The following is a 22,125-nucleotide window of genomic DNA, read 5'->3' on the forward strand; positions in this document are numbered from 1 at the left end:
GGGGGGGGGGGCCGGGGGGGGGGGGGCCGGGGGCGGGGGGGGGGGGGGGGGGGGGCGGGGGGGGGGGGGGGGCCCCCCCCCCCCGCGCCGGTTATCGGATTCTGATGATGACCTTTCCGAACGGGCTGGTCGACTCGTAGTAGCGGAACGCCGCGCCGGCTTCCTCGAACGGGAACGCTCGGTCGATGACGGGCCGAAGCTGGTGCGCGGCGATGATCTTGTTCAGCTGAGTGAACTGTGCGTGACTGCCGACGGTCAACGCCCGGACCGTCGCGGCAACACCGAACAACAGGCGGGGGTCGAGTGGCCGCCAGTCACCGGTAACGGACCCCACGAACGCGACGTGCCCGTTGACGGCGAGCGACTTCAGCGACTGCTCCAGGGTTCCGGCGGTGTCGACGACCCGGTCCGCCCCCCGCCCACCAGTGAGGTCGCGGACCGCGGTGTGCCAGTCGGGAACGGCGCGGTAGTTGACGACCTCGTCAGCGCCCAGGTCACGAAGGCGCTGCTCCCTGTCCGCCTGGCCGGTCGTAGCGATCACTGTCGCACCGAGCAGTTTGGCCAGTTGTACCGCGAACAGTGATACGCCGCCCGAGCCGGTGGTCAGCACCGTGTGCCCGGGCTGGATCCCAGGACCGTCCCCGGTCAGCGCGTTCCACGCGGTGACCGCGGCACACGGGAGCGTCGCGGCCTCGGCGTAGGAAAGGTGTTCGGGGACCGGGACGAGGGCTTGCTCCGGCAGGACGGCGAGTTCGGTGAGCATGCCGTCGAGCGAGCCCCCCAGTTGTGGCAGGTACGCCGGTTCCAGGGGGCCGTCCAGCCACCGCGGGAACAGGGTGGCGGTGACCCGGTCACCCGGTCGCACCCGCTGGACACCTGGCCCCACGGCGACAACCTGCCCGGCGCCGTCCGAGACGGGGATGACGTCCGGTTTGACCGGCAGCACGTATTGTCCACGCAGGACCAGCAGTTCGCGGAAGTTGAGCGAGACGGCGTGGACCGCGACGGCGACCTCGCCGATGCCGGAGATGGGCGGCTCGTGGCTACGCAGCGACAGGCCATCGATGCCGTCGCCGCTGTTGACGTGATAGCTACGCACGGACGGGGGCAGCACCGCCGTCATCGCGGTCATCCCTCGATGAACTGGTAGTCGCTGACGATGCGCCCGTCCGCGCCGAGCACGAGGATCTCCAGCCCGACACCGGCCACGTCGCCACCGGCGCGGGGCACCATCTCCCAGCGGAACTTGACCACGTCGTGGAGCCGGTCGGCATCGCCGCGGGACCGGAACACGAAGGAGCCCGGGGCGACGAAGGTTTCGTACGCACGCGTCACCCGGACCTCCAGCGCGTCGTACCCGCGCGCCTCCAGGGTCAGGCGACCGAACCCCAACCCTTCCGCGGTCTGTCGCATCTCCTGCGGGGGCTGCAGGACATGGACCGCGTCGGGCGACCAGAGCGCGCGAATGGCGGCGCGGCGACGTTCCGGGTCAGGCTCACCCCACACCGCGACGTAGCGGTCGGCGAGGTTCTTCAGGTCGTTGTCAGCCATGGTGATCCTTGGTCGTAGATGATCGTTTGCGACCACGACTGTGCTGTGCCCGGCGCGCCGTCACAATTCCCCGAAGGGAATCGCCGACCAGCGCTCCACCCCGTATACAGAACGGATGATCACCGAATCGGCGGGCGGCGGACTCGCGGGCGCGTTGCGCACCTGGCGCACCCGCCGACGCGTCAGCCAACTCGAACTGGCGGTGCGCGCCGGCACCACCCAACGGCACGTCAGCTTCATCGAGAGCGGACGCTCAACCCCCGGCCGGGCGATGATCATACGGCTGGCCGAATCGCTGGAAGTGCCGATCCGCGAACGCAACGAGCTGCTCCTCGCCGCCGGATTCGCGCCCGCGTACCCGCAGACCGATCTGGACGACCCTCGGTTGGCGCCGGTCCGGACCGCCCTTGATCGCGTCCTGCACGGCTACCTGCCGTACCCGGCCGTGATCGTCGACCGACACGGCGACCTCGTCTCGGCCAACGCCGGGTTCCACATGATCACTCGGGGAGTCGACCCGGACCTGCTCGCTGCGCCGGCGAGCGTCCCCAGGATCCTGCTGCATCCCCGAGGTCTCGCGCCGCGCATCGTCAACCTCGACGAGTGGGCATGGCACATCATCGACAGCGTCCAGGCCAAGAGTTTGCGCAACCCGAACGACCGGCTTCGCCGACTCGCCGCAGAACTTGTCGACCTGGCGCCACCGCGTCCACGGCAACTCCCGCCGCATCACCTCGGCTTCGCGGTGCCGCTGCGGCTCCGCACGAGCGCCCCGGACAACCGGGAACTCCAGCTCATCACCACCCTCACCCACTTCGGTACCGCCACCGACGTCACCATCGCCGAACTGCGACTGGAAGCATTCCTACCGGCGGACGAAGCGACCAGCGCCGCACTGACCGAGCTCGTCAGGTGGTAAACACCATCCGCTCATGCCCCTGACCGTGTGCCACCTGGCGTCCGGCCCAGACCGCCTGAGCCTCGGCATGACCTGCCGTCGGCACTCCGCGTTGCCGCCCGGCGTTCGGGAGGGCATCGTCAGCCCGGGGCCTTCTCGAGGCCGGCTCGTTCGCGCGCAGCGAGGATGTCCGGGACGTGCGCCTCGGCCCACTGTCGTACGGCACGCAGCGGAACCAGCAGGGAACGGCCGAGTTCGGTCAGGGCGTATTCGACGTGCGGCGGGTTGCCACCCAGGTCGGTACGGGCGAGCAGGCCGTCAGCCTCCATGGCGCGCAGCGTCTCGGTGAGGGCCTTGGGGGTGATCCCGCGGATATGCGCTTTGAGTTCGGTGAACCGCATCGGTCCGGCCTCCAGCGCGTTGACGGCGAACACCGTCCAACGCGCCCCGATGCGGTGCAGCACGGTGCGACTCGGGCAGGTCGCCGCCATGACGTTGTACGCCTCGCCCACGGGTGTCCTCCCGGTAGCGTTGAAGATACCGGTAGCAAATGTATACCGTCCCCGTCATGAGCGAGAGCCTGACAGGCAAGCGGATCCTGGTCGTCGGCGGCGCCCGCGGTATCGGCGCTGAGATCGTCCGGCGCACCGGGCAGGCCGGCGCCGACGTCGTCGTCGCGACACGGTCCGGCCCCGAAGTCCGGATCGACGTCACCGACGAGACCACCATCGCGCGGGCCGCGGAGTCGCTCGGCGCCTTCGACCACGTGATCTCCACCGCGTCGGCTCACCATGACGTGCCGGTGCCCGACCTGGAACCCGACAAGATCCAGGCCGCGTTCTCCGCCAAGGTCGTCGGTCCGCTACTGCTGGCCAAGCACTTCGCCCCACGGATGCCTGCCGACGGATCGTTCCTGTTCTTCTCCGGCATCGTGGGCTGGCGGCCCAAGCCCGGCACCGTCGTCAAAGGTACTGCGAATGCTGCCCTGGCCGCGCTGGTCACCCACCTGGCCGTCGAGCTCGCGCCGCTGCGTGTCAACGCCATCGCGCCCGGCATCACCGACTCCGGCACCTGGGACCGGCTTCCGGACGAGCGCCGCCGTGCCCTGTACGACAGCGCCGCCGCGGCCTCCCTCGCAGGCAGGGTCGGGACGCTCGAGGACGTCACCGACACCGCCCTGTGGCTCCTGAGTGCGGGATGGGTGACAGGCGAGACGGTCCATGTCGACGGCGGTGCCCGGCACCGCTGATCCCAGCGCCACCAGTGCCGTGGAAACCACCACCAGGATCCGTCCCCGCGCCCTTCTCCGCGCCTGCGGAGGTCCCCGCTACGCCGTCGCCCTGGCCGTGCAGACCCGGTGCGACAACAAGGCGGGCATCCGGCCGATCACCATCCACGACGCCCGGCGCACCTGCCCCTCGCTGCTCGCCGACCTCGACGTCCACCCGCGAGTCGCCATGCAGGTGCTCCGGCACGCCCGCTCATCGGGGGGATGTGCGGGTGCGGCGGTATTCGCCGGGCGTCACAGCGAAATGGCGCCGGAAGGCCAGGTGGAAACCGACGGCCGAGCGGTAGCCGACCCGTTCGGGAAGCACGCCGAGCGGCAGGGCGGTCTCGTTCAAAAGGCGGGCCGCCTCGCGCATCCGGCGGCCGGTCAGGTGGCGGGCCGGGGCCTCGCCGACGAGGCGGGTGAATGTGGTCGCGAACGCCGACCGTGACATGTTCGCCTCCCGGGCCAGTGACTCCAGCGTCCACGGCTCGTCGAAGCGGGTCTGGATCGCCAGCAGGGCACGGCCGATCGCCGGGTGCCGCAGCGCCTGCAGCGCGGGCGAGGCGTCGGCGAGCCTGCCCACCGCCACCCGCAGCGCCAGCACGAAGACCAGCTCGAACGAGCGCAGCGCCACCAGCTGGGCGCCGGGCGCGTCGTCGCGCGTCCCGTCGGCCAGACGGTCGAGGGTGCCGGCCAGCAGTGGCTCGCCGGCCAGCATCTCACGGTCGAGCACGAGGACCTCCGGCAGCGCACGATACAGCGGTGACACGGCGCTCTCGTCGTAGTGCAGCCCGCCGCACAGCAGCTCGGTCGCCGGGCCCGGGCCGTCCACGCGGACCTCGGTGGTCGTCCCGGCAGGGCGGCCGGGGAGCAGCAGGTCGATCGGGGTCGTGGCGCGGCCGGGCCGGTCCGTCAGCTCGTGCGCGGTGCCGTGCGGGAAGACCGTGAGCTCGCCCGCGCCCAGGGTGATCGGGTCGGATCTGCCGGGCATGGTGATCGCGCACTCGCCGGAGTGCACGTAGTGCAGGATCGCGTTCCGTTCCTGGTCGCCGCGCAGGCCCCAGGGCGCGCGAGCTTTCCAGCGGCTGGCGAACACGCCCCTCAGGCGCAGCGGCGCCAGCAGTTCTCCGAGCAGATCGGCCCCGGGCGAGGACATCTCCCGCACCTTCACGGTCATGGACGATCCTTAAACGAACCAGGACTCATGTTTATGGAACGTACAGGAGGATTCCCGGCAGTCTGGAGGGCATGAGCGGTACCTACCTGGTGATCGGCGCGGGCGGCGCGCAGGGCGGAGCGGTCGCGCGGCGGCTGCTGAGGGACGGGCACCGCGTGCGCGGCTTCGGCCGGAGCGCGACGGGGCCGTCCGGTGTGGACTGGGTGCGCGGCGACCTCGCGGACCCCGCCGCCGTACGCGCCGCGTTCGACGGGGTGACGCGGGCCTCGGTCACGTTGCCCCTGGAATTCGATCCGGCAGCGGTGGCCCGGCATGTGGACAACATCGTCGCGGCGGCCGACGGCCTGGAACGACTGGTGTTCAACACCGGTAACCGGATTCCGGTGACACGGACGGGCGTTGCGACCTTCGAGTCGAAACGGGTCGCGGTCGAGGCCCTCCTGTCGTCCGGCGTCCCGACCATCGTGCTGCGCCCACCCGTCTACCTGGACAACCTGGCCGCTCCCTGGGCACGGGCAGCCCTGGCCAACGGCTTCCTTCCCTACCCGCTTCCGGAGGGCCACCGGGTCGCCTGGCTGGCCCACGACGATCTCGGCGCCCTTACGGCCGCCGCGTTCGACTGCGACGACCTGACCGGAACGGCCATCGACGTGGGCGGAAGGGACGCGGTGACCGGCCCCGAACTGGCGGCCGCCTTCGCCTCCGTGCTCGGCCGGGAGATCCGGTACGTGCCGGTGCACGCCGACACGTTCGAGGAAGACATGGCACCCATGCTCGGCGCGACCGTCGCGGCGGGCGTGGCCGACACATACCGGTGGCTGGCCGCACCCGAGGGCATCGGTCTCTACGACGGCGAGGCGGACAGAATCGAAGCGCTCTTCGGCGTCGAACTAACACCTCTGCGCACCTGGATCGAGAGGAACACCAGGACGGAGCGGAACGCCGGGGCCGTGCTGTGAACGGCGCCGTCGATGAAATCGTCCAGCATCATCGTTTCATTGAGAGCTGGCTGCGTGGCGAGGCGGACCCGGCCGACATCCGCCCCTTTCTCGACATGCACACGCCGGACTTCACGTGGTACGACCCGGACGGCTCACTCAAGACCCTGCCCGACATGGCGCCGATGATGAAAGAGGCCCACGGAGCCGCCCCGGGCCTCGTCCTGGAGATCCGCGACCGGCGCGTACTGCTGGACGAGGACGGCATGGTCGTGGCCGCCTACGAGGAGCACCAGCGGACGCCGACCTCGTCCAACGCCCGCCGCGCCGTGGTGATCTTCGCGTCCGCGCCCGACGCCCGCAACGGCCTGCGCTGGCGTCACCTGCACGAAACCTGGATCACGTGAAGCAGGACCAGGATCGCGGCGAGCGCGCACCACCGACCGGCCCGCCGCGGTCCTCCCGGGCGCCGGCCGATGACGGTGCGCCCGCTGATGGCGGCCTCTGATGACGCGAGCGCGAGGACGCCGGGCCCGAGGCCGGTACCGTCCGGGTGCACACATCCGCTCGTCGGCGCGCCCAGATGTGTGCACCCGGACGTTCACTACCGTCGCCGGTACCGGGCCGGCCCTGACGTTGGTTCGCGCCCGATCACGAGCGAGCGCGCACGGACCGCCGCGCGATGTAGTCCGGCGCGTGGCCACCGCGCCTCCCGCCCCGGCTGAGGCCCACGGCGGCTCATCGGTTTCAGGTACCGGACCGGAAGGCGATCGTGAACGGCAAGTTTGCCGGTGCGGTCACGGGAAACGCGGGCGACCAGGCGCCGGACGTCGGGAAGTGCGCGGTTGGCCTCGACGCGGAACGTCCCGTCGCCGGCGTTGACGAGGCCGGGATGGCAGTGGACGCAGCGGAACGAAGGCAGGGCAAGGCTCGTGTGCCGAAGGGTCCAGGACAGCACGATATGAGGATGCGTAGACATGATCTCCCTGAAGACCTGACAGAGGGCATGGGAAGGAGCCGACGGCGACGTCGGCGACCGATGCACGGGAAAGTTGTCAGGTCTAGAGGGCAGGCGGCGTCACGCGGGGCGAGTCCTCTCGCAAGTCGGAGGGCGAAGACGATGCAGGTGCACGGTAGGGCGGGGCGGGCCGGCCAGGCCACCCATTTTGTTCTGGTGCCGAGCACGGAAGGCGTGGTGCTGCCCACGCCCACCCTCGATGAGTCCGTTCTCGCCGAGGGGGTTGCGTTCACTGATGCTCGGCGGTCGACGCCGGCCCCAGGAACAGAACGGGTTCTCGGGCGGGTTTGTGGCGGCGTGCCAAGCACACTGTTCTCCGTACCGACCGTGTGAGCCAAGCCTGACGGCACGCTCAGCAGACCGGATTGTCCCCGGATCCGGACCGGTCCACCCAGCACATCGGTCCCAATGAACCACCACACGCATTCGGCGGCTGGGCGCGCCCGGGGTGTCGAGGTCCTTTTGCTGCCTTCCCGCTTCCTCCGAAGGCTGGCCCCTCAGTTACGAGTCAGGGCCCCTCTACCGGGAACCTCGATTGGCCGCGACTGACGTGAGCACGCCTCCTGCGTGTCATCCTCCGCTCGTGTGTGAGCGTTGCTCGGAGAAGCGATCGCTAGCCGGGTGTCGCGTCGCATCCGCGTCTTTCGGCGAGGCGCCGGGCCTGTCCTGTGTGTATGTCGCTCACCCACTCCCAGCCAGGCTTGGCCGACGGGCCGATCCGTGGGTCGTCGGGAGCACGGCCGTCCCGCAAAGCATGCATGTAGGCGCGGTCCTGTTCGATCCGCGCGGGTACCTGGTCAGCCCTGCCTACGGACCCGTGACCCGGAACGAGGACATCGACCTCGTCCGCCACGCCCTCCAGGAGGCTGAGCCCCGTGAGGTAATCCTCGACCGGGTCGTTGGTGCCGTTGAAGTCGTCGAGCATCGGAATGAAGACGTCAGACAGCATGTCGCCAGCCACGAGAACCCCTCGCTCCTCGATCAGGAGTGCCGCATGGCCCGGGGAGTGAGCAGGATGCTCGATGATCCGGGCCCGAGGGCCGTCCCAGGGAATCTGCACCGTTCCGGTGGGCAGACCGGTGATCAGGCCGAACAGGTCGAGCGGCACCTCCTCGGCGATCTCCGGCGGTAGCGCCTCGGCGGCGCGGGCCTTCCAGTCCGCGCGGGACCGCAGATCCCTCATGACGTCCGCGCAACGCGCTGTGCCGTACCGGGGCACCTCGCCCAGTTCGGCGTGCCAGAGCACGTGATCCCAATCAGGGTGGGTCGCGAAACCCGCGACAACGCGCTGGCCCGAATCGGCCAGGTCATTTGCGAGGCAGCGCATCTCGCCGTCCGTGAGCCCCGGATCGATGACCAACACGCCGGCCCGGCCGTGCACAACAACGGCATTGTTCTGGAGCAACTCGCTCTGGTGGATCAGTACACCCTCCGCGACCTGTGTCAGCACGGGTGGTTCCTTCCGCTCGTGGTCTGCCGCCGTCTGTCGGGACCGTACTCCGTGAAGACGGCCGTCTCGTGCCGAGCGACTCAGCTCACCAGTGCTCGTTGCAGGACGGCGCGGAGGTAGCCCGGATCAGCGGGGCCGTTGTCGAGCAGGATGGCAGTGCAGAGCCCGTCGGAGGCGGCGACCACGCCGGCGATGGCTGTCGGATCGTCGGTGAGGGTGGCGGCCAGCTCGGCGACGTTCTCCCGCCATCGACGCGCCACCGGACGCAGGGCGGGCCTGCGGGCGGCGAGGGTGGCGAGCTCACGTTCCGCCAACGCGCGTTCACGTCCCGCGCCGGCGGTTTCCGCGATGAGTTCGGCCAGGCCGGCGAGCTTGTCTCCGGGCGTGTCGATGATCTGGCGGATCCGGGCGGTATAGGCATCGGCGACGCTGGTCAGGGCGGCGACGAGGAGGTCGTCGAGGGTGGCGAAGTAGTACGTGCTCAGGCTCGTGGTGATGCCGGCCTGCCTGGCGACGGTGCGATGGGTGACCCCCGCGGCGCCGTCGCGGGTGACCACCGCCAGGGTGGCTTCGATGATCTCGGCTCGGCGTCTGGCTCCACGGGCGAAACGCCCGTCGACGTGCTCGGCACCGTCGTCGTCGGTCATGCCACCTCCTCCTCCCACCCACCGACCCCCAGGGTAGTCGGACCATCGTTCAACCAATCGCCTCCGTCTCCTGCTCGTGCTGCTCGTGCCCGAGTCGCGGCAGGTGACGCAGCATGCGCAGGCACAGCACGGTGGCGGCGGCGATCGCTAGCCCGGCGACCAGGGAGGCGATGTTCACGCCCGTGGCGAAGGCCAGCTGCGCGTCGACCAGCGCGCCTGCCGGCAGGTCATCGGCGATGGCGACGGTCGCGCCGAGGCTGTCGGCGAGCGCGGCGGTCTCGCTCGCGGAGAGGGCCTCTGGCACGGTGACGTTGTCACGGTAGATGGCCGTGGTGAGGCTACCCAGGATCGCGACGCCGATGGCGATGCCGAGTTCCTGGACGGTCTCCGACAGTGAGGCCGCCGAGCCGGACTTCGACGCCGGGGCGGCGCCGACCACGATGTCGGTGCCCAGGGCGGCGATCGCGCCAAGACCGAGGTAGACGAAGGCGAACCCGGCCGCGACCGGCAACTCGTCATGCAGGCCGGCGGTGGCCAGTAGCCCGTAGCCGATCAACGAGACACCCAGGGTGCCGCCCATCACGTAACCGGGACGGATGCGTCGAGCCAACATCGGCGCACCGACACCGGCGGCGAACATCGCCAGCGCCGGGGGCCCCATCCAGAGGCCCGCCACGAACGGAGTCAGCCCCTCCACCAGTTGCAGGTACTGGGTCACCAGGTACATGGTGCCGCCCACCCCGACGAGCCCGATGAGCAGCACGGTCAACGCGGCGCTGAACGCCCGGTTCCGGAACAGGGTGACATCGAGCAGTGGATCGGCCAGGCGGTGTTGCCGGCGCCAGAACGCCACCCCGGCGATCAACCCCACCATCACGGCGATGACGACGCTCGCATCGAATCGCTCGGCGGCGGCACGCTTGACCGCGTAGACGATCGGCAGGATCACCGCCAGCGACAACGCCACGCTGCTCAGATCGAGCCGTCCCGCCCGCGGGTCGGCGTATTCGGGCAGCAGCACCCGACCCAGCGTCAGCACGACGACCGCGATCGGCACCGCCACGAGGAACGCCGCCCCCCACCAGAACCTGTCCACCAGCGCCCCGCCCAGGATCGGACCGGCAGCCATGCCCACGGCGAACATCGTGGCCCACACCCCGATCGCCACCGCCCGCTGCCGCGCGTCGGTGAACATGTTCGAGATCAGCGACAGCGTCGAGGGCATCAGCGTCGCACCCGCGATCCCCAACAGCGCCCGCGCCGCGATCAACAGTTCCGGGTTCGGCGCGAAGGCGGCGAACACCGACACCGCCGCGAACGCGGCGACGCCGATCAGCAACAACCGGCGCCGCCCCAGCCGGTCCCCCAGCGTGCCCATGGTGACGAGGAATCCCGCCAGCAGGAAGCCGTAGGCATCCATGATCCACAGCGTCTGCGTCGCCGAGGGCCCGAGGTCAGCCGCCATGGCCGGCAGCACCAGGTACAACACCGTCACATCCAGCCCCAGCAGCACCGTCGGCAACGCCAACAGCGCCATGCCCGCCCATGCTCGCGCACCCGCCGGCGCGGTTACCTGCCCCGTCATCGATCCCCCCTCACCCCTGCAACTCGGCAATTGGACCTTCGTACAAGTAGTACTAACGTACAAGCAGTTGTGACGAGGGTCGCGGTAGGGGCCCGAGCGGGAACCGTCGGGTCGGGAGTCGCTGCTGCCACTGCTGCTGTCGACACCCGCCTGGCTCACCGCTTGCCGCCGAGGGGTGGGTGTGGATGCGGGCGGCTGAAGCACCTGCGAGCCGGAGTCGTGCGACGTGCAGCCCGGGTGACCCGGCTCAAGACAGCGACCGACACTCCAGACGTCCTCGCCGAGCTGGTCCAGTTCGTCGCGGGAAACTCGGCGTCGCCGAGGAGGCCGCCGGTGCTGTCGATGATCGCCGCGTGGTGGGTGTCGTGGTGGGTATCGACATCACCGATGACCGATCGCTTCTTCGCTGCCATGCTGGCGAGGTCCGCCCTTCTCGTTCGCGTCGAGAACACGTGACCACGTCACCGGTCAGGCGATGCGGACAACACAGTGGTGGGCGCCTCTCGCACAGGCTCCTATCAGGTCACGCTTCCTGACTGGTGACATGCAACTGCCGGGGCCACCGAGCCAGCCGATGAATCGGGCTAAGGACAGCAACCGTCGGTCTGCGGTGAGTCAGACCAACCCGGCGACCCACCCCACCATCCTCACTGTCTGCCGTCGACCCGCACTCCCGTGGAGCGGGCCTCCGCCCGGCCCGCCACGTCATGACGGTACGGGTCCTGGTTGTGCCAGCCTGGTACGGGCTCGGCGGGATGATCACCGGCCCAGTACGGCAGTTCGAAGTCGTACGGTCGACGACGTTGCCGGACCGGGTGTCGCGTTCCTGTGTCACGCCGTAGACCTTGAAACGGGATCTGTCGAAGACCGACTTCGTCTACGTGTGGGCCAACGGCGTCCACCTGAAGGTGCGCCTGGACAAGGCCAAAGCCTGCGTGCTGGTCATGGCGGGCGTCCGGACCGACGGCAGCAAAGCTCTGATAGCCCTGGACGAAGGTTACCGGGAGTTTGGCCAGTCGTGGGCGAACCTGCTGCGCGACTGCGCCCGGCGCGGGATGCGGGCTCCGGGGCTGGCCGTCGGTGATGGGACGCTCGGATTCTGGAAGGCGCTACGCAAGGTGTTCCCCGAAACGCGCGAGCAGAGATGCTGGGTCCACAAGACGGCGAACGTCCTGGACGCCCTGCCGAAGTCGGCACAGCCGGCGGCGAAGAACGCGATCGCAGATATCTACAACGCCGAGGACAAAGACCAGGCCACGGCCGCCGTCAAGGCGTTCGCCCGGCAGTACGGGGCGAAGCTCGGAAATGCTGTAGCGAAGGTCGTCGACGACGAGGACGTGCTGCTGGCTTCTACGACTACGCCGCCGAGCACCGGATCCACCTGCGGACGACCAACCCCATCGAGTCCACCTTCGCCACCGTGCGGCTGCGCACCAAGGTCACCCGCGGCGCCGGCTCGCGCACCGCGGCGCTGGCGATGACGTTCAAGCTGATCGAGTCCGCCCAGGAGCGCTGGCGCGCCATCAAGCACCCCACCTGGTCGCCCTCGTGCGCGGCGGAGCCCGCTTCGAGAAGGGAATCCTCGTCGAGCGCGAGCAGGCCCGGGTGGCATGACCAGCCGCCCGGCCCTCGGATGATCTCTGGCTCAGCGGGCGGAGCGCATGTACTCGTCGATAGTGCGGAAGATGGTGTCCGACCCGCCTTCCCACGCGGGTTTCGGGTCCGGCTGCCCCGGAGCGGGCTGGTACACCCACCACAGATTGCCCCACGGGTCTTCGATACGAGCAAGCGTCAGTGATCCATAGAACGGTGTCGGAGGTGTCACGATCACCGATCCCCGATCGACGGCGCGAGCCAGCATCGCCTCGACGTCGGACGTCCAGATTTGGAACATGCCCGAGTGCGTCCGCCATCCTTCCTGCGGGTCGGCAAGCAGCACCAGGGAATCACCGATCCGCACCTCGGCGTGGATGAGCTTGCCCGCCGGCGTCGGCGTTCGCGCCTCGGCGACTTCGCGGGCGTCGAAGACCTCCTCTGCGAAGGCTATGAAGCCGGCCGCGTCCTCCACGACGAGGAACGGATTGACCGTGTGGCCACGCCCCGTGATGGTGCCGGCATCGAGCGTGATCTGATCTTGTGTCATGCGCGCATGTCTACCAGGCGGCACCGACAAGGCACAGCTCATGGCCGACCCCCCAGCTCGCCTAATCGGGGGTTTCCTGCACAAGGCAACCAACGAGCCCGGCTCCGCGAGCCGAGGGGATCGACCCACGACCCCCAGAATTTGACAACTTCTCCCGGTCGTCTCTATCCGGGCCTGCTGCTGTCAACGCTGCTGTCGATGCCGCAGCGTGGCCAGTTTGTGTGGCCGGGCTGCGTCCACGGGAGTGGCGTACGACTTGCCCGTGATGGACGTGTTGCGTAGATAAGAGACGGCCATCGCGTCGATCCTCCAAGACGACCAAGTCAGAGAAGGAAGAGAGAACGCGATGGCCGCATCAGAGAGTGCGAACCCTGTTGACCTGCTGCGCGAGCAGATCGAGGGCGCGTCGCCGGACATGTTGCAGGCGATGATCAAAACGTTCGCGCAGGCGTTGATGTCCGCCGAGGCCGACGCGATCTGCGGCGCCGGTTACGGGCAGCGCAGCGACGAGCGGGTGAACTCCCGCAACGGCTACCGGCCTCGGGAGTGGGACACCCGGGCCGGGACGATCGACCTGGCAATCCCGAAGCTGCGTTCTGGCTCGCATTATCCCGGACTGGTTGCTGACCCATCGCCGGCGGGTGGAGCAGGCCTTGGTGTCGGTCGTGGCGACCTCCTACCTGCTCGGGGTGTCGACCAGGCGGGCGGAGAAGCTGGTCGAGCAGCCCGGGATCCGGCAGCTGTCCAAGTCGCAGGTATCGGAGATGGCCGCGCACCTGGACGCGCAGGTCGAGGCGTTCCGCAACCGGCCCCTCGACTCAGGCCATTACACGTTCGTGTGGATGGACGCGCTGACGATGAAGGTCCGCGGGCAGGCCGGACCGTCAACGTTCATGCCCTGATCGCCGTCGGCGTCAACGCCGACGGCGGGCGCGAAGTCCTCGGCCTCGATGTCGCCTCAGATGAGGACGGCGCCGGTTGGCTGGCGTTCCTGCGATCGCTGACCGCCCGCGGCCTGTCCGGTGTCCGCCTGGTCATCTCCGACGCCCACGCCGGCCTCGTGGCCGCGATCGGCGCTGCACTGCCCGGCGCGTCATGGCAACGCTGCCGCACCCACTACCTGCGCAACCTGCTGACCAAAGTTCCGAAGTCGGCGCAGCCCTGGATCGCCACACTCGTCCGCACGATCGGTGGCTGGCCTGCTGTTTCTTCGGTGTTACTGGTCGTCGTCGGTCATCTCTGGTCGGCGTTTGACGGCCCGTCGACGGCCCAGACGGCCCAGGGACGGCCCAGAGCGCCGTTGTGGGTGTGCACGCCGGCAGCCAGGTTGCCGCCAGCGCACACCGCATCGGTCAGCAGCAGCTGACGCAGCTCCGCTGGTGGCGGGCTCCTTCTCGGTGGCCGGCGTGCAGCAGCTTGGGAATCGGGTTGATCTACACGGCGGCCGTCAGATCAACTTGACGTCAGGATGATCTGACGAAAGACTCGGCTGCGTGACACCAGATGAGGCGGAGCGGCAATTCACGCTCCTGACGGCGGCGGCACGGTTCGACGAGCTGCGACGGCGGGACGCGCTGGCACCGCCAGGGCTAGAGGACCCAGATCCGCAGGCGGAGCCGCTGAGCAGAGAAGAGGCGTTGGAGCTGCTCGCGCTCGGCGAGGTGCTCATCCGCAAAGCGGGTTATGGGCGGCAGCTGTCGGTCCGAACGGCCCGTGCCACCGGCGCCTCCTGGTCACAGATCGGCGCCGCGCTCGGCACTACCAAACAGTCCGCTTGGGAGACCCACCTGAGGTGGCTAGAAGAGCAGGAGGACCCCGATGAATGAGGACACGAAGGCCCTGCACCCATTCCGACTAGAGGTATCGGAAGCTGAGCTGGCAGACCTGCGGGACCGGCTTGCGCGGGCCCGCTGGCCGCAGCCACTGCCCGGCACCGGCTGGAGCCGCGGCGTACCGGTTGACTATCTGAAGGAGCTAGTCGACTACTGGCTCACCAAGTACGACTGGAGAGCGCACGAGGCCCGGCTCAACCAGATCCCGCAGTTCACCACCGTCATCGACGGGGCGGCAATCCACTTCCTTCACGCCCGCTCACCCGAACCGAATGCGCTGCCGCTCATCATCACCCACGGGTGGCCGGGCTCGGTGGCGGAGTTCCTCAACATCATTGACCCGCTCACCGATCCACGCCGGCACGGCGGAGACCCGTCCGACGCCTTCCACATCGTGGCGCCCTCCATCCCTGGCTTCGGGCTGTCCGGGCCCATCTCCGAGCCGGGCTGGGACATACCACGGATCGCCCGGGCATGGGCCGAGCTGATGCGGCGACTCGGTTACGACCGCTACGGCGGCCAAGGCGGCGACTGGGGTCACGCCATCACCCGGGAACTGGGCATCATTGACGCGGATCGCCTCATCGGAGTGCACCTCAACACCGTGCTTACCCTGCCCTCAGGTGATCCGGCCGAGGCGGCAGCGCTCTCTGATGAGGATCGGGCCCGGCTAGAGCGTTTCTCTCGGGTCGAGCCGGAACTGTCCGGCTACGCGAAGATCCAAGGCACCCGGCCACAGACCCTGGCATATGGGCTGACCGACTCCCCTGTCGGCCAGCTCGCCTGGATCGTCGAGAAGTTCATGGAGTGGACCGACTCGAAGCAATCACCCGACGATGCCGTCGATCGCGATCACCTGCTGACCAACGTCATGCTGTACTGGCTCACCGGCACCGCTGGCACCTCAGCCAACCTCTACTACGAGACCTTCCACCCGGCGACGCCACCGGCCAACCAGCGGTCACGCACACCCACAGGCGTCGCTGTCTTCCCAGGCGACACCGTGCTACCCGTACGGCGGTTGGCAGAACGGGACAATCACATCATTCACTGGCAGGAGTTCGACCGTGGTGGTCACTTCGCCGCGATGGAACAGCCCGACTTACTCGTCGGTGACATTCGCGCCTTCTTTGGCCAGCTGCGGCGACAGGAGTCGTCCAGCGAGTAGCGGCACCGACAGAATCACTCGCCATTCCGTGTGCCGCCGACCCGCCCTGCTGGGGAGCGGGCCGCCGCCGGGCCCGCCACGTCATGCGGACCTTGACGGCTCGTACGGACGCTGGCGGGCCGGGCGGCGGTCTGCTCGGCTTGCCCGGGTCGATGGCGGACGGGATGGCCTACCGCAACCACCCATGGATCCGGCGGTTGCCGTCGATCTTCGGCCGTCCTGGAGCCGCTGCGCCCCCGCCGGAGGCGCAGTGACCGCAACCCCGCGACTGCCGCCAGCTCGCCGACGCGGGCGGCGTGCGCTCCCCTTCGCCGCGCGGGCTCTTGGCCGCGCGGTCCGGCCGGCTGTCGGCCCGCCACACCCCCGGCCAACGGTCTGTCGTGCTGCGGCGGCCCTCCGGGCTTTCCGCTTTCCGCGCCAGCCGCCGGGCGTCAGGCGTCAGGCGTGTCGGCCGCAGAGCGCCAGCGGCAGCGGCCGGCGCGCGCCCAGGCGGCGGCCCGTTCAGGGCCGCCTTGAATAGACGTAAGGAAAGTCCCCTCACACACGGCCGGCAGCCGGCTTGTCGTACTCCACATGACGCGTTACGTCGTGGCTTCACTTGAAGCGTGAAACCCCGATCCGGCTGGTTGGCTACCCGCCGTAGACGCGGGCGGCGGAGAGGCTAACGCAGCCGCTTCTGCCGACGAGCGCGTGCCCGTGAGGCATCTGGCACCATGGGCCCCGTGCGGCGAGATTCGACCGGACCACCGACCTCCATACTGGCGGGCGCCGACGTGGTGCTCGTAGGCCTGTTCTCGGCAAAGGATAAGGAGTTTGGCGCAAAGCTCGATCGGCTGGCGGCTTCGGTGAAGGCACATGGTGGGCGGGTAGTGAGCCGGCATGTCCAGCGGCGGGGCGTCTCGCACGGCGGTGCGGCCAAGATGACCGAGCCGTTCTCGCGGCGGACGCTGTTTAGCCCCGGCAAAGCGCGCGAAATCGCGCAAGCGTGCCGGGCCGCGGAGGTCGGCGTTGCGGTCTTCATAAACCCGCTCACGGAACACCAACGAGCTGTCCTCGGCGACATGTTCGGGTGCCGCGTGATCAGCGGCGAGGACCTCCTCACCCCCGGTCGGTGAGCGCCCGCACATGCTGACCGCGCCCCTCTGACGGACCGTCGAATCCCCAGCGTCCGGCAGAGTAGTAACTAATAACTCTGGTGCAGCGGCAGCCCATCCTGTGGGAACCCGTCGCGCATCAAGTGAAGCCACCGTGTAACGCATCAACCGGAGTCGGACAGGCCGGCAGCCGGCTTCCCCAGGCCGCTACTCGGCCTCGGCCAGATAGCCGACGTACGGTGGCCCAGCCGCAGAGCGCACGTTGTAGCCCCAGCGGCGCAACGCCTGCATGATCTTTCTAGCGCCGGCCGGGTTCGCTGAGTGGACGTAAACGACGCCGATATCGAACGGGTGCTCCTCAAACGCGGCCCGCTCCAGCACCTCGATAACGGGCCAGATCGTGTCGTCCTCGCCGAGGTCGTGATCCAGCCACAGCTCGTCCAATCGCTGTCCGCAGTGTCGCTTCAGCGCCTCAATGCCGGCCCTGCTGGTACGCGCAACTTGTGCCACCCGGCCATCAACGAACGAGCGCAGGTCGTCAACCAGCACAATTCCCGGCAGCTTCTCGGTAACCACGGCACCATCCTTGGGCCAGCACCGCCACCATCGCCACCGCTATTGGGGCCCGCACTTCGCACCGGACTACGGCGGGTTGACGTGTCGGTACCCGGTGCTACCCTGGCGCTCGTCCTGCACACCAGCGCGGCCTTCCTGCCGGATCGCTGGACTCGACGTCGGAGATGCTGAGCGGCCTTCCTGCCGCTGACGCGGGCCACGTCCCGCCGGCTCTCGATCGCACCGGCCACCATGCCGGCTCCCGAATCCGCTGAGCGGCCCCAACACGGTCTTCCCTGCCGTCCACGATGGCCCGGATTCGCACTGCTTCACGGGTGGGGACAGCCTGCGGCAACCCGCCGGATGCCGACATCCCAGGCTCCCACCCGTGCCGGCCATTCGCCAGGTTCACGAGCGTGAAAGGACATGACCCATCGGCGGAAAGTGGCATCACCAGTCATCCGCCCTCCGGCGTCAGCCGCCCTCTCGGCGGTGCCAGGAGACACGACGAACACCACCAGCGGACCCAGGTCCACGGCTGGTGGTGCTTCGTCTCCCGTCCCTGCCACCTCGAAGAGGGTCGCCGAGATGCAGCGCCGGGCCGCCGTGCACTTCCACGCATTGCTGCGCCTCGACGGCGTCAACCCCGACGACCCGGACGCCCTCGTGCCGCCGCCAGCCGGCATCACCGTCGACGACCTGGAGGAAGCCGTCCACGCCGCCGCCCGGCAGATCACCGTCACCACGCCTCCGCACCCTGACCAGCCCGAGGGCTGGCTGGTCGCCTGGGGCGAGCAGGTCGACATCCGCCGCATCAACACCGCCGACGGCGACCTGACCGACGGCAAGGTCGCCGCCTACCTCGCCAAGTACGCCACCAAGACCACCGAAGCCACCGGCCGCTCCTTCACTCGGCTCACCCCGGCCACCATCGACTACTACGCCGATCCGGAAGGCGACCACGTCGCCCGCCTCATCGACGCCTGCTGGCACCTCGGCCGCACCACCCCCACCGACGGGACCGGTGGCGCCGCAACAGCCGACGACCGTAGAGACAGCCTTGACACCAAACCGAACACCTGCGCCGGACTACGCCGATGGGCGCACATGCTCGGCTTCGGCGGCCACTTCCTCACCAAAGCCCGCCGCTCCTCCGTCACCTTCGGCCAGCTCCGCGACACCCGCGCCACCTACCGCCGCACGGAGGATGGCCAACCCGCCGACACCATCATTGTCGGCATCCTTACCTACATCGGGTCCGGCTGGCTCACCGAAGGCGACGCCCTGCTCGCCAACACCGCCGCCCAGCAGCGACGCGAGAGCAGACGCATCGGCCGGGAAGAACTCGCCCACGAAGGCTGGCTGATCGGGGCCGCCGCATGAGCCATGACCTCCGCCCCCGCTGGTACTCGCCCGCCAAGGTCGCCGTCCTGCTCGGCTTCGGCCTGTCCAAGGTCAAGATGAAGATCGCCACCGGCGAGCTGCGCTCCATCAGGACGGCAAGTACCGACGCATCCTCCCCGAATGGGTCGACGACTACATCCGCGAACAGGTCGAACGGCAGGAGGCCGCCTGATGCCCGGACGCGCACGCGCCAACGGCGAAGGCTCCATCTTTCCCTACCGCAACGGCTTCGCCGCCTACGTCTGGGTCACCAAGCCGGACGGCAAGCGCACCCGCAAGTACGTCTACGGCAAGACCCGCGAGGCCGTCCACGACAAGTGGATCAAGCTGCACCAGCAGGCGAAGCAAGGGCCGGTGGCGACCAGCGTCCCGACGGTCGGCAGCTTCCTCACCTACTGGCTGGCCGAGATCATCGAGCCGAACCGGGCACCGTTGACCTACGCGACCTACGAGACGTTCGTCCGCCGCTACATCTCCCCCGGCCTCGGGGCCAAACGGCTCGACCGGCTCCAGTCGCGGGACGTGCAGACCTGGATCAACCAGGTGGCCCGCACCTGCCAGTGCTGCGCCCAAGGCAAGGACGCTGCCCGCCCCAAGCAGAAGCGGCGCTGCTGCGCCGTCAGCCGCTGCTGCCAGGCCGTCCCGTCCACACGGACGGTCAGCGACATCCGGGCCGCCCTCACCCACGCTCAGGCCGAAGACCTCATCGCCAAGAACCCCGCCGTGCCGGTCACCCTCGCCACCGTTCGCCGGTGGCGGGGGAAGTCGTGGTCGAGCGACGAGGCCCGGAAGTTCCTGGAGTCCGCCCGCCGAGACGAGGATCCGCGCTACGCCGCCTACGCCCTGGTCCTCGTCGTCGGTCTGCGCAAGGGCGAGACGTCGGGACTCACCTGGGACGACGTCGACCTAGACGCGGGCGAGCTGACCGTCGGCCGCCAACTGCAACGAGTCCGAGGAAGACTGCTTCACCGTGACACCAAGACCCAGGCGTCCGACGCCACACTCCCCCTCCCCGATATCTGCCTGACCGCGCTCAAGTTGCGAAGCGAACAACGCAACGTGGCGCGAGAACAGCCGGAAAGGCGTGGCAGGAAACCGGCCTCGTATTCACCACCCGCTATGGCACACCGATCGAGCCACGCAACTTCCAACGGAGTTGGCAGACCCGGTCCGACAAGGCGGGCACACGGCCGATCACCGTCCGCGACGCACGGCGTACCTGCGCCTCGCTGCTCGCCGACCTCGACGTCCACCCGAGAGTCGCCATGCAGGTGCTCCGGCACGCCCGCTTCTCAGTAACGATGGAGATCTACACCCAGGTCTCGTCCAAGGCGACGCGGGAAGCCCTCAAGCGCCTCGGTGACTCCCTCGGCCGATGACGCCGCTGCTGTACTTCACTGCTGTACGACAGCAGAAAAGCCACCTCCCGAAGCCGGGAAGTGGCTTTTGACCTGCGTGGGCGATACTGGGATCGAACCAGTGACCTCTTCGGTGTGAAGCGGGACGCCGCACCCACTCTGACCCGCGAAAACGAGAAGCCGCAGGTAGGGGTGGGTGCCGTTGAGCGCCGTTCAGTGCCGTTGGATGCAGTTCAGCGCCGTTCAGGACACCCGGCTGCTCCCACCGCGCTCCCTGCGCCCGCCGCGCCCGTCGGCTCGCGCTCCAGTTCCACCGTAGCCGCGCTCGCGGGCCAGACGCGATACTCGTCGTCTGGTGCCGCCTATGGCTTTGCATTCCGGGTCGGCGGTTCAGAGCAGGGCGGTGTGGGCGTCGGTGAGGAAGCGGTCGCGGTCGTCGCCGTGGGCGATTGCCGCGTTGTAGATGGCGTCGATCGCGGCGACCAGCGGATCCTCATTTGCCAGGGCGATCAGGGCGGGGAACGCGGCGGCCTGCTGGAGCGCGTCGGTGACGTGACGTGTGCCGGACGCCCTCACGGCCAGGTGGAGCGTGATGGTGGTGCGCGGCACCTCGGGATCGGACAAGAGCCGGTTGAACGCGGCGGTGCCGCCCTGCTCGGTGAAGGGTCGGGGCAGTGAGCGGTCGGCATCGGCAGCGGCGAGCGCGTCGGCGATCCACCCGATCCGTTCCAGTCCGGCCACTCGCATCGCGCGGCGGGCCGCCCAGCGGGCTACCTCGCGCTGACGGGCGGCGGGCAGCGCGTCGATGCGGTCGAGTAACAGGCGGTCGATCCGGGCAAGGGACCGCGCCTGGCTGACGAGCACGCGGACGCGGTCCGACGGCGGCGAACCTCCCCACTGCTCGGCCTCACGCTCGGCCTTAAGGCGGCGGGTCTTCTCGACCAGCGCGGTCGCCTCTGCGGCCTGAACCCGCAACGTCTCCATCCACGGATACGACCCGGCGGTATCGAGCAGATGGTCCCAAATCAGGCCGAGGGCGAAGGCGTGCCGGCCCAGCACTCCCTCGTGCCGCAGTGTGAAGCCGTCAGGGTCGGACGTCAGACGTACGTAACTCTGCTCGTCGTCGGGCAGCGTGTCCAGCGGATGGGGGAAGATCGGCTCGCTGGCGGTGGCCCACGACCACGTGAGAGTCTGGCCGTCGACCCGCTCCAGCCGGACCTCCAGGTCACCGGCGGGCAGCACTCCCCCGGCAACCTGGACCGGCGCGGGCCGGTGACGGACCACCGTCACCCGGGGCAGACCGGCGTCGTCGTCATACGGGTTGGCTGGCAGTGGCCACGGGATGGCCGGACGGCCGGACGGGCGCGGCACCAGAGACAGCATCGCCCGCTCGGCGGCCTTCGCCGGCTTCTGCTCCCAGTCACCGCCGCTCGGGTCGGCCAGCACCGTGCGCCTTGGCGTCTCCTCGGACACCGCCCAGATGTGCAACTCGTGCCGCTCGGGCGGGTCGTCATCGGTGCGTCCCGTCTCATGCAAGCGGTCGCGCGCATGCACCCGCACCCGGATCAGCCCGCGCGGCACCGCCACGTCGGTGAGCGCCTCCGCGGTGCCACCCATCAAGCCGACGACCGAAAGCCTGCCACTGGGACTCCAAAGGGTCGCCTCGCTGATCGCGTCCCAGCCGGTGTCAACCTCCGCCGGAGGCCCGGGCAACACACGGACGCGTGCCTCGATCCAGCCGGTGTGTATGCCGCAGAAACCGGTGAGCTGATTCGGGCCGTCGATGTGCAGCAGGTCGTCACCGAGGACATAGATCCCCACGCCGGACGCGCCCGGCACGGTGAACACCTCGTACTGGCGGTGGCTGACGAACAGTCGCGCCCAGCCAGTCACGGATGCCGGAGGTCGATCATCTGCGCCACGCACATCGTCCACCCCCAGATCCTACGGACGTCGTCATCGGACCCGTGGCCCGCGAGGTCGCCGGAACGTCCTCCCAGGAACCGTCCGACCAGGCTGCGGCATTGTTCGGACCTG

18 protein-coding genes and 6 pseudogenes are annotated in these 22,125 nt (G+C 69.1%); 14 read left to right on the forward strand and 10 right to left on the reverse strand.

What is annotated here, in order from left to right:
• Window positions 1-91: 91 nt before the first annotated feature.
• Together ACGF7U_RS08225 and ACGF7U_RS08230 are read right to left on the reverse strand one after the other, a co-directional pair.
• Window positions 92-1,123 carry an NAD(P)-dependent alcohol dehydrogenase gene (locus tag ACGF7U_RS08225; protein ID WP_393104305.1) on the reverse strand — a complete coding sequence of 344 codons (1,032 nt, stop codon included), beginning with the start codon at window positions 1,121-1,123 and terminating at the stop codon, window positions 92-94.
• Between the two features lie 5 nt (window positions 1,124-1,128).
• On the reverse strand, window positions 1,129-1,551 hold the full coding sequence (locus ACGF7U_RS08230; protein ID WP_393104307.1) for a hypothetical protein: 423 nt from the start codon (window positions 1,549-1,551) through the stop codon (window positions 1,129-1,131).
• A gap of 115 nt (window positions 1,552-1,666) precedes the next feature.
• Here ACGF7U_RS08230 and ACGF7U_RS08235 point away from each other — a divergent pair, with 115 nt between their 5' ends.
• Window positions 1,667-2,470, forward strand: a complete 804-nt coding sequence (locus ACGF7U_RS08235; protein ID WP_393104309.1) for a helix-turn-helix domain-containing protein — start codon at window positions 1,667-1,669, stop codon at window positions 2,468-2,470.
• Window positions 2,471-2,589: 119 nt separating this feature from the next.
• Here the strand turns inward: ACGF7U_RS08235 and ACGF7U_RS08240 are convergent, their stop codons facing one another.
• Complete coding sequence (locus ACGF7U_RS08240) at window positions 2,590-2,961, reverse strand: winged helix-turn-helix transcriptional regulator (RefSeq protein WP_393104311.1); 372 nt, start codon at window positions 2,959-2,961, stop codon at window positions 2,590-2,592.
• Window positions 2,962-3,017: 56 nt separating this feature from the next.
• Between ACGF7U_RS08240 and ACGF7U_RS08245 the strand changes: the two genes are divergently transcribed.
• Both ACGF7U_RS08245 and ACGF7U_RS08250 read left to right on the forward strand, forming a co-directional pair.
• Window positions 3,018-3,698, forward strand: a complete 681-nt coding sequence (locus tag ACGF7U_RS08245) for an SDR family oxidoreductase (RefSeq protein ID WP_393104313.1) — start codon at window positions 3,018-3,020, stop codon at window positions 3,696-3,698.
• Between the two features lie 100 nt (window positions 3,699-3,798).
• Window positions 3,799-3,936: pseudogene (locus ACGF7U_RS08250) on the forward strand (site-specific integrase); the annotation flags it as partial.
• On the opposite strand, the gene ACGF7U_RS08255 reads toward ACGF7U_RS08250, so the two are convergent.
• Entirely contained in the window at window positions 3,931-4,896 is a 966-nt protein-coding gene (locus tag ACGF7U_RS08255) for an AraC family transcriptional regulator (RefSeq protein ID WP_393104315.1), read from the reverse strand. The pseudogene ACGF7U_RS08250 and the gene ACGF7U_RS08255 sit on opposite strands and share 6 nt — an antisense overlap.
• A 71-nt stretch (window positions 4,897-4,967) precedes the next feature.
• Between ACGF7U_RS08255 and ACGF7U_RS08260 the strand changes: the two genes are divergently transcribed.
• Complete coding sequence (locus ACGF7U_RS08260; RefSeq protein WP_393104317.1) at window positions 4,968-5,855, forward strand: SDR family oxidoreductase; 888 nt, start codon at window positions 4,968-4,970, stop codon at window positions 5,853-5,855.
• On the forward strand, window positions 5,852-6,241 hold the full coding sequence (locus ACGF7U_RS08265; protein WP_393104321.1) for a hypothetical protein: 390 nt from the start codon (window positions 5,852-5,854) through the stop codon (window positions 6,239-6,241). Before ACGF7U_RS08260 ends, ACGF7U_RS08265 begins: the two co-directional genes overlap by 4 nt.
• A 1,224-nt stretch (window positions 6,242-7,465) precedes the next feature.
• Here ACGF7U_RS08265 and ACGF7U_RS08270 read toward each other — a convergent pair.
• The 3 genes from ACGF7U_RS08270 to ACGF7U_RS08280 all read right to left on the reverse strand — a co-directional run bounded on the left by ACGF7U_RS08270 (window position 7,466) and on the right by ACGF7U_RS08280 (window position 10,486).
• Window positions 7,466-8,302: an MBL fold metallo-hydrolase gene (locus tag ACGF7U_RS08270; RefSeq protein WP_393104323.1), complete on the reverse strand. Its 837-nt coding sequence runs from the start codon at window positions 8,300-8,302 to the stop codon at window positions 7,466-7,468.
• A gap of 80 nt (window positions 8,303-8,382) precedes the next feature.
• Window positions 8,383-8,949 (reverse strand): TetR/AcrR family transcriptional regulator, encoded by a 567-nt coding sequence (locus ACGF7U_RS08275; RefSeq protein ID WP_393104325.1) that lies wholly within the window; start codon window positions 8,947-8,949, stop codon window positions 8,383-8,385.
• A gap of 49 nt (window positions 8,950-8,998) precedes the next feature.
• Window positions 8,999-10,486: an MFS transporter gene (locus tag ACGF7U_RS08280; protein WP_393104327.1), complete on the reverse strand. Its 1,488-nt coding sequence runs from the start codon at window positions 10,484-10,486 to the stop codon at window positions 8,999-9,001.
• 285 nt (window positions 10,487-10,771) lie between these two features.
• On the opposite strand from ACGF7U_RS08280, the gene ACGF7U_RS08285 reads away from it, so the two are divergent.
• Both ACGF7U_RS08285 and ACGF7U_RS08290 read left to right on the forward strand, forming a co-directional pair.
• A complete protein-coding gene (locus ACGF7U_RS08285) occupies window positions 10,772-10,990 on the forward strand; it encodes a hypothetical protein (RefSeq protein ID WP_393104329.1) in 219 nt (72 codons plus the stop codon).
• 395 nt (window positions 10,991-11,385) lie between these two features.
• Window positions 11,386-12,148 (forward strand): annotated as a pseudogene (locus ACGF7U_RS08290) (IS256 family transposase); the annotation flags it as partial.
• Between the two features lie 31 nt (window positions 12,149-12,179).
• On the opposite strand, the gene ACGF7U_RS08295 reads toward ACGF7U_RS08290, so the two are convergent.
• Complete coding sequence (locus ACGF7U_RS08295; RefSeq protein ID WP_393104331.1) at window positions 12,180-12,677, reverse strand: VOC family protein; 498 nt, start codon at window positions 12,675-12,677, stop codon at window positions 12,180-12,182.
• Between the two features lie 346 nt (window positions 12,678-13,023).
• On the opposite strand from ACGF7U_RS08295, the pseudogene ACGF7U_RS08300 reads away from it, so the two are divergent.
• The 4 genes and pseudogenes from ACGF7U_RS08300 to ACGF7U_RS08315 form a co-directional block, all read left to right on the forward strand.
• Window positions 13,024-13,896: pseudogene (locus ACGF7U_RS08300) on the forward strand (IS256 family transposase); the annotation flags it as partial.
• Between the two features lie 274 nt (window positions 13,897-14,170).
• Window positions 14,171-14,503, forward strand: a complete 333-nt coding sequence (locus tag ACGF7U_RS08305) for a hypothetical protein (RefSeq protein WP_393104333.1) — start codon at window positions 14,171-14,173, stop codon at window positions 14,501-14,503.
• Entirely contained in the window at window positions 14,496-15,677 is a 1,182-nt protein-coding gene (locus ACGF7U_RS08310) for an epoxide hydrolase family protein (RefSeq protein WP_393104335.1), read from the forward strand. Before ACGF7U_RS08305 ends, ACGF7U_RS08310 begins: the two co-directional genes overlap by 8 nt.
• A gap of 722 nt (window positions 15,678-16,399) precedes the next feature.
• Window positions 16,400-16,792 (forward strand): hypothetical protein, encoded by a 393-nt coding sequence (locus ACGF7U_RS08315; protein ID WP_393104337.1) that lies wholly within the window; start codon window positions 16,400-16,402, stop codon window positions 16,790-16,792.
• Window positions 16,793-16,978: 186 nt separating this feature from the next.
• Here ACGF7U_RS08315 and ACGF7U_RS08320 read toward each other — a convergent pair whose 3' ends face one another.
• Window positions 16,979-17,347 carry a cyclic-phosphate processing receiver domain-containing protein gene (locus tag ACGF7U_RS08320; protein WP_393104339.1) on the reverse strand — a complete coding sequence of 123 codons (369 nt, stop codon included), beginning with the start codon at window positions 17,345-17,347 and terminating at the stop codon, window positions 16,979-16,981.
• Window positions 17,348-17,902: 555 nt separating this feature from the next.
• Between ACGF7U_RS08320 and ACGF7U_RS08325 the strand changes: the two are divergent.
• From ACGF7U_RS08325 to ACGF7U_RS08335, 3 pseudogenes are all read left to right on the forward strand, one after another.
• Window positions 17,903-18,709, forward strand: a pseudogene (locus ACGF7U_RS08325) (replication initiator); the annotation flags it as partial.
• A pseudogene (locus tag ACGF7U_RS08330) lies at window positions 18,706-18,902 on the forward strand (DNA-binding protein). The pseudogenes ACGF7U_RS08325 and ACGF7U_RS08330, both read left to right, overlap by 4 nt.
• Window positions 18,902-20,109, forward strand: a pseudogene (locus tag ACGF7U_RS08335) (tyrosine-type recombinase/integrase). Before ACGF7U_RS08330 ends, ACGF7U_RS08335 begins: the two co-directional pseudogenes overlap by 1 nt.
• A gap of 369 nt (window positions 20,110-20,478) precedes the next feature.
• Here ACGF7U_RS08335 and ACGF7U_RS08340 read toward each other — a convergent pair.
• Entirely contained in the window at window positions 20,479-22,023 is a 1,545-nt protein-coding gene (locus tag ACGF7U_RS08340) for a hypothetical protein (RefSeq protein ID WP_393104341.1), read from the reverse strand.
• Between the last annotated feature and the right edge of the window lie 102 nt (window positions 22,024-22,125).

Source organism: Micromonospora sp. NPDC047670, assembly GCF_043204915.1.
In the GTDB taxonomy this organism is placed as follows: Bacteria; Actinomycetota; Actinomycetes; order Mycobacteriales; family Micromonosporaceae; genus Micromonospora.

Excerpts from the sequence above, each read along its gene's own strand:
- ACGF7U_RS08225 (WP_393104305.1), bottom strand. The coding sequence starts at position 1,123 with ATGACGGCGGTGCTGCCCCCGTCCGTGCGTAGCTATCACGTCAACAGC.
- ACGF7U_RS08230 (WP_393104307.1), bottom strand. The coding sequence starts at position 1,551 with ATGGCTGACAACGACCTGAAGAACCTCGCCGACCGCTACGTCGCGGTG.
- ACGF7U_RS08235 (WP_393104309.1), top strand. The coding sequence starts at position 1,667 with ATGATCACCGAATCGGCGGGCGGCGGACTCGCGGGCGCGTTGCGCACC.
- ACGF7U_RS08245 (WP_393104313.1), top strand. The coding sequence starts at position 3,018 with ATGAGCGAGAGCCTGACAGGCAAGCGGATCCTGGTCGTCGGCGGCGCC.
- ACGF7U_RS08255 (WP_393104315.1), bottom strand. The coding sequence starts at position 4,896 with ATGACCGTGAAGGTGCGGGAGATGTCCTCGCCCGGGGCCGATCTGCTC.
- ACGF7U_RS08260 (WP_393104317.1), top strand. The coding sequence starts at position 4,968 with ATGAGCGGTACCTACCTGGTGATCGGCGCGGGCGGCGCGCAGGGCGGA.
- ACGF7U_RS08275 (WP_393104325.1), bottom strand. The coding sequence starts at position 8,949 with ATGACCGACGACGACGGTGCCGAGCACGTCGACGGGCGTTTCGCCCGT.
- ACGF7U_RS08280 (WP_393104327.1), bottom strand. The coding sequence starts at position 10,486 with ATGGCGCTGTTGGCGTTGCCGACGGTGCTGCTGGGGCTGGATGTGACG.
- ACGF7U_RS08295 (WP_393104331.1), bottom strand. The coding sequence starts at position 12,677 with ATGACACAAGATCAGATCACGCTCGATGCCGGCACCATCACGGGGCGT.
- ACGF7U_RS08310 (WP_393104335.1), top strand. The coding sequence starts at position 14,496 with ATGAATGAGGACACGAAGGCCCTGCACCCATTCCGACTAGAGGTATCG.